The sequence below is a fragment of the Leptospira biflexa serovar Patoc strain 'Patoc 1 (Paris)' genome, assembly GCF_000017685.1.
Classification (GTDB): domain Bacteria; phylum Spirochaetota; class Leptospiria; order Leptospirales; family Leptospiraceae; genus Leptospira_A; species Leptospira_A biflexa.
Genome location: NC_010602.1, coordinates 3,144,218 through 3,156,724, shown reverse-complemented (window position 1 = coordinate 3,156,724; position 12,507 = coordinate 3,144,218). Strand labels below are relative to the sequence as shown.

12 protein-coding genes are annotated in these 12,507 nt (G+C 39.2%); 4 read left to right on the top strand and 8 right to left on the bottom strand.

Annotated elements, in window-relative coordinates:
- Positions 1 to 8 precede the first annotated feature (8 nt).
- The 5 genes from LEPBI_RS14895 to LEPBI_RS14875 form a co-directional block, all read right to left on the bottom strand.
- Positions 9 to 356 (bottom strand): slr1659 superfamily regulator, encoded by a 348-nt coding sequence (locus LEPBI_RS14895; RefSeq protein WP_012389966.1) that lies wholly within the window; start codon positions 354 to 356, stop codon positions 9 to 11.
- 13 nt (positions 357 to 369) lie between these two features.
- Positions 370 to 927 carry a slr1658 superfamily regulator gene (locus LEPBI_RS14890; protein WP_012389965.1) on the bottom strand — a complete coding sequence of 186 codons (558 nt, stop codon included), beginning with the start codon at positions 925 to 927 and terminating at the stop codon, positions 370 to 372.
- A gap of 12 nt (positions 928 to 939) precedes the next feature.
- Positions 940 to 1,719 (bottom strand): class I SAM-dependent methyltransferase, encoded by a 780-nt coding sequence (locus tag LEPBI_RS14885; protein ID WP_226992807.1) that lies wholly within the window; start codon positions 1,717 to 1,719, stop codon positions 940 to 942.
- Positions 1,720 to 1,854: 135 nt separating this feature from the next.
- Positions 1,855 to 2,706: an LIC_13355 family lipoprotein gene (locus LEPBI_RS14880; protein ID WP_012389963.1), complete on the bottom strand. Its 852-nt coding sequence runs from the start codon at positions 2,704 to 2,706 to the stop codon at positions 1,855 to 1,857.
- 39 nt (positions 2,707 to 2,745) lie between these two features.
- Positions 2,746 to 3,375: a hypothetical protein gene (locus LEPBI_RS14875; RefSeq protein WP_012389962.1), complete on the bottom strand. Its 630-nt coding sequence runs from the start codon at positions 3,373 to 3,375 to the stop codon at positions 2,746 to 2,748.
- 461 nt (positions 3,376 to 3,836) lie between these two features.
- On the opposite strand from LEPBI_RS14875, the gene LEPBI_RS14870 reads away from it, so the two are divergent.
- The gene (locus tag LEPBI_RS14870; RefSeq protein ID WP_012389961.1) at positions 3,837 to 4,610 is read left to right on the top strand and encodes a lysophospholipid acyltransferase family protein; all 774 of its coding nucleotides are present in this window, start codon (positions 3,837 to 3,839) and stop codon (positions 4,608 to 4,610) included.
- Here LEPBI_RS14870 and LEPBI_RS14865 read toward each other — a convergent pair.
- From LEPBI_RS14865 to LEPBI_RS14855, 3 genes are all read right to left on the bottom strand, one after another.
- Positions 4,607 to 5,230, bottom strand: coding sequence for a TetR/AcrR family transcriptional regulator (locus tag LEPBI_RS14865; RefSeq protein ID WP_012389960.1), 624 nt, complete (start codon positions 5,228 to 5,230; stop codon positions 4,607 to 4,609). The two genes, LEPBI_RS14870 and LEPBI_RS14865, sit on opposite strands and share 4 nt — an antisense overlap.
- Before the next feature lie 61 nt (positions 5,231 to 5,291).
- Entirely contained in the window at positions 5,292 to 7,127 is a 1,836-nt protein-coding gene (locus tag LEPBI_RS14860; protein WP_012389959.1) for an alginate export family protein, read from the bottom strand.
- A 37-nt stretch (positions 7,128 to 7,164) separates the two neighbouring features.
- Positions 7,165 to 8,151: a sodium-dependent bicarbonate transport family permease gene (locus LEPBI_RS14855; RefSeq protein WP_012389958.1), complete on the bottom strand. Its 987-nt coding sequence runs from the start codon at positions 8,149 to 8,151 to the stop codon at positions 7,165 to 7,167.
- 144 nt (positions 8,152 to 8,295) lie between these two features.
- On the opposite strand from LEPBI_RS14855, the gene LEPBI_RS14850 reads away from it, so the two are divergent.
- The 3 genes from LEPBI_RS14850 (at position 8,296) to LEPBI_RS14840 (ending at position 12,473) form a co-directional block, all read left to right on the top strand.
- Positions 8,296 to 9,864 carry an AraC family transcriptional regulator gene (locus LEPBI_RS14850; RefSeq protein WP_012476417.1) on the top strand — a complete coding sequence of 523 codons (1,569 nt, stop codon included), beginning with the start codon at positions 8,296 to 8,298 and terminating at the stop codon, positions 9,862 to 9,864.
- A 30-nt stretch (positions 9,865 to 9,894) separates the two neighbouring features.
- Positions 9,895 to 11,502, top strand: coding sequence for a SulP family inorganic anion transporter (locus LEPBI_RS14845; RefSeq protein ID WP_012389956.1), 1,608 nt, complete (start codon positions 9,895 to 9,897; stop codon positions 11,500 to 11,502).
- Between the two features lie 74 nt (positions 11,503 to 11,576).
- Positions 11,577 to 12,473: a TPM domain-containing protein gene (locus tag LEPBI_RS14840; RefSeq protein WP_226992805.1), complete on the top strand. Its 897-nt coding sequence runs from the start codon at positions 11,577 to 11,579 to the stop codon at positions 12,471 to 12,473.
- Positions 12,474 to 12,507: the final 34 nt, after the last annotated feature.

The window sequence follows — 12,507 nt, the reverse complement described above, 5'->3', positions numbered from 1 at the left end:
AAAGTGGTTTAGGAAATTTCCAAAACCACTTGGTCCCAAAGTTTTTTAAAATTGGAAAGGGATTTTGACTGCCAAGAAACGTTGAGGGAACCTTTGATTTTAATTTGGTAGGTAGCACTTTTTCTAGAATCAATGATGAACATAGAGAGGGTGGTGATCCCAGAACTGTTCACAAATTGTAGTTCCCGAAAGTCCATCGTGAGGAGTGCCCCTTGGCAAAGTTTCGCAACATCTCTTAAAAATAATTTGATCGGTTCATAAGCGGGTAAGTTCTGCAAGCGGATGGATCCAGTGAATTTGACAGTCTTAGTGGCTTCGTCGTATTGAATATTGTAATCTAAGTCTTTGATTTCCATGAAGCTTCGCCTATTATATCTCTTCTACGTTGATAATTGCTCTTACCGTGATTTCATGAGTATCGGCATCGATCTCATTGAAACTATAACCAAAACGAACAGGATAGTCCTTTAACATCATAAGAAGTCCAAGTCCTGATTTGGTATCACCATCTTCTTTGGTTTCGAGTGTAGAAAAATACATCTCCTCCACGTTTTCTGATATGAGTTTGTTCACAAAAAGCTCAAAACTATCTCTTAAGGTTTTTGACGCCACATTTAAAACATCAATTCTTAAAAGATTTCCGTATTGTTTTAATTCTACATTGATTCTGCCTTCTCTCGCTTTGGAGAATTTAGAGGCATTTTCCAATAGTTCATTGATGATGGTGGAGAGTGAGTTGGCTTTGGTTTCACTTGCCTCGTAACAATACGAATAAAATCCAGCAACAAAGTTGGCTGTGAGACCACACCTGCGCCAATATGTGGTCATATCGATCGGTTGGAATACCAATCGAAGTTGGCCATCCGCAGGCAAATTCTCTGGAATGATGTGGTATTCACCAATGATGATGGGTGCCTTTTGGTTCAATTTTGCCTCCGTTTATTTTTGGTACAAATGTGTTTCTAATTTGATCGTGAATTTCACACGATTGGACATATACTCGGACTGTAACTTGGAATACAAATCCTGCATCCCTTCTGGGTGTCCCATAAACGACATCATAGACCAACCAGTCATCATTCCCAAATGAATTTTTGGATAGTCTACCATTGGTTTGTCATCATTTCCATCGTTGGAAGCGATAAAATCGGTTCGGTGTTTCAACTGGAATCCTAAGCTCTCCATGATCCCTGGAACTTTTTCCATCACAAATCGATCGGCAGGATGGATGGTGGCATGTTTTGCTACCATATCTAAGAGGACCTGCGGGCCTGTGAACGATTTGTCATTGGGGCAGTGGATGAGGATTTTCCCGCCAGGTTTTAACACACGATAGAATTCTTTTAACGCTTTTTCCGGTTCTTTGATGTGGATGAGGACCATGGAATTAAAAATAAAATCAAAATGGTTGTCCGGATAATCCAAAGCACGGACATCGGAGACCTTCCAGTCTACTTTTGGATAGACCAATTTGCAATATTGCACCATATCCTCGGAGATGTCACAGGCCATCCATTTGAGGTTGGGATTTTTTTTCATGAGAAAACTGGTAAGAACTCCAGGACCTGCTCCCGCATCGAGTGCCGTCCCCACTTCTTTCTCATAGCCAATCGAATCTAGGTATGGCTCGAGTAGGAGTTTCAGGAGGTTGGCCTGCGCGGATAACCTGGGCATTTCATCCTGGATGGATATTTTCTGTGTGTAAAGGTTTTCGCTCAAAGTGAATTCGCCAGAGGAGTGGTTCTAAATAAAGAACTCTTTTTCAAAATAGGTCAACTGAAATACGAACCTTTTTGAATTGTTTTTTCCAATTGGCTCCGATCCACCATTGGATCAGACATAATGACTACGGATTCATTGTAATTCGCGAGCGACGACTCCGTCGATATCACTTCCATTATAACTGCCAGGAGGCCATGGAAATTTGTTTGTGCCATCGGCATGATTGATTACATTGCTTGCGGAAGTGATTTTGATGAATTTAAATCCTGTTGTTTGGATATCACTTACGGCAGTGGCATCACAATTAACATCGTTAGGATCGTTTTCATCTAGATTCTGCAAATCAAAACCATCCCCACCACCGAGAAGGAAAGTACCTCCTGTCACTATGAATAAATCTTCGTTTGACAATGGATTGGTGGTCATATTGTAATAAACTGGTCTTAATCCGCCAAACTTAAGCCAGTTGGTCATCAAATTGATGTTTCCTGCCGTATAACTCGGATTAAAACCACAATATTTGGATCCATCGAGTGATACCTGGATGACGGAAGGGTCCATGGCATAGGTGTTCGTATCTCCTGAGACCCGAAAGCTATTATCATAGACAATGAAGTCGATGGAGTCTGGGACATTTTTAACAGTCCGCCCTCCCCAACTGAGGATCATGGAGGCTCCTGAACCCGAGATTTCTAAGGCATACACATCCAAAGAACCAACGAGTTCTCCTGCCCCACAGACTCCATTGATGGCTTTATTGGGATCAGAAAATCCAGAAACATTTGCCTCCGCACTGACAATGGTATTTGCCAAAAGAATATCGGAGGGCAGAGGCGATTTGGGACAAACGTTGGCGTTGGCACTGGCACCAAGAAGAGGGATGAGGGCCGCCAAAGTTTCGTCAGAAGATGATGCCGATGGTTTGCATGAAAAGGTCCACAAACAAATAAGGAATGAAAGTAAAAAGAGTGGGTTTGTTTTCATAACAGTTGTGGTTTCCTTTCCAATTTACAAAAATTCTGTTTAAAGTCCAGTCCAAGTTGAGTTTTCGGTTCTGGAAAGTGCCCGACTAAATGTAAATCCCCCACATCCATTCGATGAAAAATTAGTAGGGTTACTTGTGACTGCGCTATTCAAAACTTCTGCATATGTTGCCTTTCCAGAAACAGCTTCACAAAAATAAAAACATTTGGATGCACCAAGTTCACAACCAGAAGTGGTCACTGCCGTGTAATCAATTCGACCAAATGTAGAATTGGAAAAGTTATTTCCACCTGGGGTATTTTGGTAATACAATCGTCTTGTGGATTTTTCGAATGATAAAATCCGATACGTTGTATCTCCACCACCAAAGTAATCACTATTCTTTTCAAATCCTGAAATGATACTCCCTGAACCATCTGGGTTAGTTGCGATGATGAGTCTTCCCGAAGGTGTTCCTGTTAGTTGGCCGCTTGCATTATAAGTAAAACCTGCGTTCCATTGACCATTGTATTCCAATAAAAACGAAGTGGAAAGTGCACTTCCTGCAAGTAAACCCACGAGTAAATTTTTTTCCGAATCCGATTCTGGAACTTGTTTTTCCATTTGGCAAGCGGTGAATTGAAAGCAGAGTCCGAGAAGGACAAGTGACTTGAAAGTGATTGGTTTCATAAACGTTTCCTAAATTTAAATGATTAGGGAACTCCGAGCCAAAGGATGACAACGAATGGATTGATCGAATTTGAATCCAAATTCCTAAATCAACATTGTAAAACTGGTTTCGGGTGCCCCGATGCCTTCGGGGCCCCTTTCCTCCGAATGGTGGACATTCGGATTTCAGTGTGTAAAGTTCCATAACCGCGAGGAATACTTTACGGGGAAGATCTGGCTCACCAAACGAATGTTTGGATTACAGTTGCGGGTCAGCACAGGATTTGCACCTGTTTCCTCCCTGAAGGTATTTTCCAGACTTTTGCGAACACGAGGATTGTCAAATTTTAAAATTCAGGATTTCTCCTGAACCTCTTAGTACAAATTGAAACAAGAATGTATTGGAATTGTAGCGGATTTCTATGGGAAACTTTTGCAACCAAAATGGATTTAAGGACACATACCGTTTAAGAGGAAAAGATATGTTTTATTATGTCGGAAGGTCTATTGGATTTGTATTGATGTGGATTGTGGTAAAACCCATGAGATTAAAATACGGAAACAAAAAAGTAGAAATTCAAAACGACTTCATTTTACGCCAGTTAAATGGTAAATCAATGATTCTCATTTCGAATCATATCAAACCACGAAATAAATTTTTAAAAATCATTACCATGCCATATGATGCTTTTGTCATCCGTGGAGTTCTCAAACGATATGGGATTTATACAACGGCACTTACTAGTTATGATTCGGGTATGGGCAATAAAGGGCGAAAGTCAAAGTGGCTTCGTAGGAAAGAACAGATGGTAAAAGGGATTGTGAAATCAATTGATCTCATTCCTCTCAACCGCAATGAATCCGATCCTGTCACAATTAAAGATTTCCAAAGACGAATCAAAAAAGGAAATTTGGGAATTGGGATTTTTCCAGAAGGTTCTTGGTACAGAGGCTTTCGAAAATCGCGTAAATTCTATCCTGGGATGGTTGTGCTTAGCAAACGTTACAACTTACCAATTGTTCCCATGTATCTTGACGCCTATAATTTAAACAAACCAATCCGCCTTACATTAGGAAATCCTGTTTGGCAAGTAAATGATACAACAGAAGTAATGGGTGTGATCAAAACAGAATTTATCAGACTCAATCAATTGTCGAAAAACAAAGTTGTGGTCTTAAACGATTCCCATGTTGAAAATGAAGTTTCTTTGGAAGATGAGAACGATGGACTAGAAGTCTCGCCTAGTATAAGTTAGGTTGGCTGTTTGTTCAGTAGTTTTTTGAAATAGGAAATCCCTTCTTCGATTGGATTTCCTGCACCCTTTCTTTTGCGTAACATACCGGTCATATCTAAAACAATCACACCATACATCCAACTCCACATCATACGTGCGATGGCAGGGTACTCATTTTTGGGATACGGAATTTCGCCTGAATCAAAACCGATTCGCACCGTTTCTAAAAAAAACCGATAACTTTTCGGAAGTTGAGGGAATGCCTTTCGGTGGACTCCACCGTAATCGGTCACAAACATCACTTTGTGTAATTCACGATTGTTACTCGCAAATTGAAAATAAGCTCGTGCAATAGCAGCCAATTGGTCAAAGGCAGATCCAGTCTCCACTTCGGAACTTGCTTTTTTTAACATCGAAAGCAGTTCGTCTTCCCCTGTGCGTATCAAATCTTTGACAAGATCAATTTGGCTTTCATAATAAGAATAGGGGCTTGCCACACTGCAACCAAGTCGGTTGGCGATTTTGCGCATAGAAAGTCCGTCGAGACCTTCCTCTTTTAAAATCAGAAGTGAGACATCTCGGATTTCCTCGCGAGAGAGGCTATTCCGAATCCTTCGTTGTTTATGGTGCGCGTCCAACATGGATGAATCTCAGCTTTCCCTTCCATCCTATGTAAATCCAGCGAAAAATCGATCGTTTTTCCTAAAATGCAGCGTTGATTTGTGCGTATGCCATGTAGGCTTCTTTCGCCAATTGGTTTCGCCCTTGTAAATAGTTTTGATTCCACTCGAAAGACTTTGTTGTGTTGTTGTATTGGATTTTGTTATTTCGATAATTTTTCACAGCATCCCCCGCTTGCAAATACCCCACACCAAACCATAGAGAAACAAAGTCATTGATTTGGCCGTGCCATGTGACATCTACTTCTGTATAAATTCGTTTTCCTAATGCATAAGGTGATGAAAACGAGTTATTAGAATAATTTTCCGTGCTCCCTTTGTCTGACGAGATTGGATAAGGATTTTTTTCCCCGATCGAAGCAGTCGAGTTCGCAGCACCACTGATGGCATACCATGCATCTTGTTTTTCGGCTTTGTCATTTTGAAAATAGGTGACTTGGAATTCTCCATAAGATTCTGATGAGTAAGTCAAACTCACAGATTTAGATAACAAATTTTGTGCATTGATATTTTCTGCAATTCCAGCAACACTATTGAAATAAGGGATCACACCAAATCTGGGGTTTGCGAGTGTTTGGAAGGTAGAAAGAGAAGCATCGGATCTATTTTTGTCACCCGAGGCATATAATATTTGGCCACCTAATCTCAGTTTCTTGAAGAAAGTATAACCAGATTGGAATACATGCATTTGTCCTGTATATTTTTCTCTTTCTGTTTTTAGATTGTCCCATTCGTTGGGAAGGTATTCTTTGAGATAAGGATCTTGGATCCTACGACCTGAAGTACCTGATTGGAATGCGGATTCCCAAGTAAAATCCCAAGCCTTACCTTCTGGTAAAAAATTTCCTTTTGTACGATTCGTAAGCCGAAACCCTGTTGTGATGATGTTTTGGTTTTGTCTGCTACGGTTTGATGCCAGTGGGTCATCTTGAGAAATTTCGGGAAGACCAGTGATTGGATTTGTTGTATTTTTTTTCCATTTCCTCACAATACCTAAACTGTAGAGATCGAGAGTGACCCAATCTGGGATCGTAAAACTATTGTAAGTTCCAAGAAGTGTTGTGTCCGTACCATTGGCAGAAGAATTGAGTTTGGGATCATTTGCTGAAACCACACCATTTGGACCACTTTGAGTCCAATACGGCCTAGCCATTAAAAAATGGATTTTGACTGTTTCAAAGTTGAACATAAGCCTAGCTCCATCAAAGGAAAGTCCATTGACTGTCCAGTTCCCTCCACCAATCATCCTTTGGTCCCCATAACTCCAAATTTGTCGACCTACTTGTAGTTTGGAGGATAAAGGGAGTTTGTTCAGTAATACAAATGCCTCTCTAACGCTCGTTTGGTTGAGTGAAACAGAATTGGTTTGGTTTCTTGCGTAAATGTCTGCGGTATTACTAAAAAAATTGGCTCGAAGGTCTCCAGATGTGACAGGAGACTCTCCTCCCCATACCCTTGCATCTTGTAAGGTTACTTTTGCTTGGACAAAGGGGCTTGGATCAAATAAAAAGTAAAGTGAAGAGGTTTGTAATGTCCTATCCACATAACCCTTATCAGATGCATTAAAATCTAAATTGTAACGACTTTCTTGTCTTGGCCTGAGATACAATCCAAAACGTAATACATCGTTTAACCAAAATTGTGATGATGTTGCAGAATGTTTGTAAAGAGCTGGTTCCACAAACATATGGCGATTGAATTCAGGATCCAAACCCTTTTCTTTCATCGGAGAGACGTAAGGTTTTGGTTCTGTGGTTTTCACCGGATTTGCATTTTCAATTTCATCCGATAATAAAAGAGTGATGGGGAAGAAATAAACCAAAGAAATTAGAAGCCATATCCTTTCTTTTGTGAACATTACGTGATTCTCCTATATCGTATGTTTGAACGAAACTCTAGTTGTTTCCGACAAAGCTCTTCAATAAATAAAAATAAACGGGAATCCCAACAATAATGTTAATTGGGAAAACAATGGATAAGGCTACGGTGAGGTAGATACTGGGACTCGCTTCAGGGATCGAATCTTTCATCGCAGCTGGAACTGCAATATAAGAAGCTGATGCACATAATACGATAAACATTAAGGCATCACCGATCGGCATCTGGATGATTTTTGTCAAAAAGATCGCAATGATCACATTGATGATCATGATGATGAGTGTAGATCCCACCAAAAACAATCCCACTTTTTTTAACTCTCGCATTTGTTTGGCAGCATCAATCCCTTTGTCCAATAAGAAAAAGGTAAGTAGTCCTTTGAAAATATCTTCGGTGAAAGGTTTTGTCGTATTCCAACCAGATTCGCCAGATAAAAATCCTACGATGAGAGCACCAATCAGAATATAGACGGAGGAACTAAAGAATGCCTCATGTAACAGTTGTTTCCATTGGATTTTTTCTTTTGAATTTCCACTTTGTTTCTTTTTTCCCAATCGGTCGATGATGACAGCAATGACAATGGCTGGCGATTCCATGAGTGCCATTCCTGCGACAATAAAACCTTGGTACTCAAATCCATAACTATGTAAGAACGCACCGGCAGTCACAAATGTTACGGCACTGATGGATCCAAAACTCCCCGCAAGTGCTGCTGAGTTGGCATGGTCTAGTTTCAATCGAAAGATAAAATAGGAATACACGGGAACAAAACATGCCATAAACATACAGGCAATCAAAGTGAGTAAGTGTTCTTCTGCAAATGGTGATTTGAAAAGTTCATGCCCACCTTTGAATCCGATGGAAAACAATAAATACAAAGAAAGGAATTTTGAGACTCCCTCGGTGATTCGTAAATCTGATTTGAAGAATACAACACCCATTCCTAAGAAAAAAAATAAGACTGGTGGGTTGAGTATGTTGTTCAGTGCGTTATGGAAATCCATTTTTGTCCCTCTAAGTTGCCATGATTTTAGACATGCATTTTGTCCAAAATCATAAATTTGGACAAAAAAATACTTCCCAGACGTTTTTCGGGGACCCCGAATTCGCTTCCTTGCCATGGCTTCCTTTCCAAATTGGTGTTATCCATGCACACTCTCAACCGGGTTCTCTTCTCCTTGGCATTCCTTTTGCTTTTGGAAGGTTGTCTCTGGAAACCTGAGGTGTTTTACGGCAGGAATATCAGTAGAGACGTGGAATTTTTGGCTCCCGTGAAAGGGATTGTCCCTACCACTTGTGACCACAATTCCATCCAAAAACTGAAACAAATGCACTGGGTTCAAAACCAAAGTGAGGATTCGTTACGAAGCCAACGGAATCCAAAAGGGCAGTGGCTCCACTTTCAAATTTCAAATCAATTACCAACTGCGATGAATTTTAATGTCCTCATCCAGTGGATCAATATCCCTTCGGCTGAGATGTGTTCCGAAAACCAAAAAGGAGAAATCGAAGATACTTACAGCGGTTATGTGTGGGAAAATTGGCTAGGGGTTATGTCTCCTTTCCCTCATTTTCAGGTTACCCTGGAATCCGAAGAGTCTCGGGATTTTTACATCTATCTGCTATCCAATGAAAATCTCAATTTTCCCATTCGGACGATCTCAAATTCCAGTTATCGTTTCATTGTATTATTTCGATTTTTGACATTTTTGTTTTTTTTGATGATGGGCATTGTTTCCATCGGTTGGGCCGTTTCCGAGTTTATTAAATCAAAAGAAAAAGTATACATATCGATTCTCCTTCACTTTCTCTTATTTTTTTTATTAGTGTATTCGGTACATGGGAAAGAGTTGGTCACTCTATTCGGAAATGGAAATAATATCATTCGCCACTCGTATTATTTGTTTTTATCCATCAATCATTTCGTCTTTTTTTTGTATCTTTATTACTTTGTAAAATTCACAAATGAAACATTGGAACATCCAAAATTATTTTGGATGTGTGCTTTTGCTGGATTTTTATACTTATTGATTCCCGTATTCACAAAGTTATACGATTATCGGATCTTTTTTGTGCTCACTATATTTGGTTCGGCCGCATATTTTTTGAGGCAGACACATATTTCGTTAGTGGAAAACAAAAACAAAGAAGAAAGAAGTTATATTTTTGGATGGGCAATGTTTTTGTTTTTGGTTTTTTTGAAGACCTTGTTCCATTTTGATTTTTATCCCTACCAAGCTTTTTTCATTTATGCATCTGTCTTTTACCTTCCATTTTTAACCGCTGGTAGTTTTTTGTTTTTAAGAAATTATGAAAAAAGAGACAAAAACAAAACTCGATTTCGTACAGTGACGAATCGAATTGATACAAAAGATCTGAAATTAAAATTAGAATCGTTATTAGAATCTGAAAAAGTATACCTAAATGAAAATTGTAACGAAGAATGGATCGCCAATCTGTTGAATGTATCCTACCATCAATTAAGTGAACTGATCAATGTTGAATTCAACTTGAATTTTCCGACCCTTTTGAACTTATATCGAATCAAAGAAGCAAAAAAAATCCTTTTGGAAAAACCAGAACTCAACGTAGCGGAAGTTGGGAAAATGGCAGGATTTGGTTCTCGGTCTGCGTTTTATTTGGAATTCAAAAAACAATCTGGTGTGAATCCCAACCAATTCAGAAAAGCAACGTCTCATTCCAAAAAAGATAAATAAATAAGAAATCAAATAGAGAGGAAATTTTCTATGAACAACGAAAAACCAAAAGATTGGTTGCCCGGCTTAAAAGAGAACTGGAAGTCGGACATTTTGTCCGGGTTTGTTGTCTTTCTCATTGCCTTACCCCTATGTTTGGGAATTTCTTTGGCATCTGGTGCGCCACCGATGGCAGGGATTTTTTCAGGGATTGTCGGTGGTCTTGTTGTATCTCTTTTCAGTGGATCCCATCTCACGATCAATGGGCCTGCCGCTGGACTCATTGCTGTTGTATTAAATTCAATTTTTGTGTTAGGTGGTGGGGATGCGAAATTGGGTTTCGAAATCACACTTGCCGCCATTGTCATTGCTGGAGCGATTCAAATCGTACTCGGTTTAGTAAGAGCAGGTAATCTGACAGTATACTTCCCCATTTCAGTGGTTCACGGAATGATGGCCGCTATCGGTATAATCATTATTTCCAAACAATTTTACGTAGCACTTGGGATCACGCCCACCGCTAAATCCATATTGGGTTTGTTAATAGAAATTCCTACCAGTATTGTGAATGTAAATCCTGAGGTGGCAATCATTGGTATTTCTGCGATCGTGATCCTTGCGATCCTGACAAAAATTCAAAATCCAGTCTTAAAAAAACTACCTGCGCCACTTGTTGCTGTGTTAGTTGGAATTGTATTGGGATTTGTATTTGATTTAGCAGATGAACATTCTTACACTTTATTAAACCATACTTATAAAATTGGACCAGAGAAATTGGTCAATTTACCGAATCATATTTATGAAGGACTTAGTTTTCCAAACTTCTCTCGATGGAAGGATGGAATTTTTTGGGTAATGGTGATTACGATCGCACTCATTGCAAGTATCGAATCATTACTAACAGCTACGGCAGTTGACAATACAGATCCCTACCGAAGAAAATCCAACATGGATAGAGAACTCGTAGCAAAAGGGGTCGGAAACTTTTTTTTGGGTTGGATCGGTGGATTGCCAATCATAGCAGAAGTAGTGAGATCATCCGCGAATATGGAAAATGGTGCCAAAACGAGATGGTCCAATTTTTTTCACGGTATGTTTCTGTTATTATTTATTTTATTGTTACCTGGTCTTATCCATAGAATTCCATTGGCATCTCTTGCGGGAATTTTAATCATGGTGGGCCTTCGATTGGCTTCACCTCATGTGTTTCAGGAAACGTATCGAAAAGGTTGGGATCAAATTGTGATCTTTTTGGTCACAGTGATTATCACAATCGTAGAAGATTTGTTGGTTGGAGTGTTTTGTGGTATCATCACTGCAATATTAATCCAAATGTATTTTGGTGTGAAGTTTCGTTATATATTCGTTGCTGATATCACAATAGAATCAAACAACAAAGTCCATACTTTATATGTGAAACATGCACTCCTTTTCTCAAATATGATTTCATTAAAATTATTGTTTCGAAAGATTTCTCTTGGGGAAAGGATTGATTTGAAATTTGATGAAAATGTCAAAATGATTGGTTTTTCAGCAATTGAATTTTTACAAAGTTTTAAACGTGATTACGAAGAACGAGGTGGGCAGGTGAATTTGATTGGATTTGAAGACCTAAAACCAATCTCTGCTTATTATGGAGCCACACGCATCCAAAAGTAATAAAAAATTCTTGTAACAATCTTTTCAAAAACCAATGTTCTTCTATGCAAAGGATATTGGTTTTTTTTATTCTCTTGTTTCCTATTTTTCTCATTTCTAAAGATGTTCCCAAATTAAAAGCAAGAGTGATGGATGAGACGTGGACTCTTAATGCTGATTTTGTTTCTGCTTTAGAAAAACAACTGAAAGATCATGAGAGAAAAACATCGAACCAAATTGCAGTATATATCATCCCTTCATTGGAAGGTGAGACTTTGGAGGAATACTCCATAAAGGTCGCCGAAACTTGGAAATTAGGCCAAAAAGGAAAAGACAATGGTGTACTACTTCTTGTCGCAATAGAAGACAGAAAACTTAGAATTGAAGTTGGATATGGATTGGAGGGAGTGTTAACAGATGTTCTGTGTCGCCATATCATCGAGAATGAGATCAAACCTTCTTTCAAAAAAGGTGAGTATGATGTGGGGATCCAAAATGGCGTCAAAACAATCATGAATGCCATCGAAGGTGAGTACCAGATACCAGAACCAAAGGATTATTCTCATCTCGGCCCACTTTCATTTTTAGGTGAACTTTCTCATGGAAGCGAAGAAATTCCCATCGGATTACGAATTTTTTTATCATTTTTTATTGTTTTTGTTTTGGGGATATTTACATATTTTGCAGCAAACGCTCCTTATGTTGGTTGGTTTATTTATTTCTTTTTGTTTCCTTTTTGGAGTTTATTTCCTACAGCCATCCACGGTGCCAATATTGGAGCGACCGTTTTTTTGATTTATGCGATTGGAATTGGTATCTACAAACTTTATCATCTTTTAACTCCTCATGGTAGGAAAAGAATGCGTAACAGTAGTTTTGCGAGTACTTCCGGAAGTAGTCGGAGTAGTGGTTGGTCAAGTGGCGGAAGTTCTGGTGGATTTCGCGGAGGTGGAGGTAGTTTCGGTGGCGGTGGGAGTTCAGGGAGTTGGTAGGTAAGGACTTGGATTCAGGAAATCGTTTGCATCG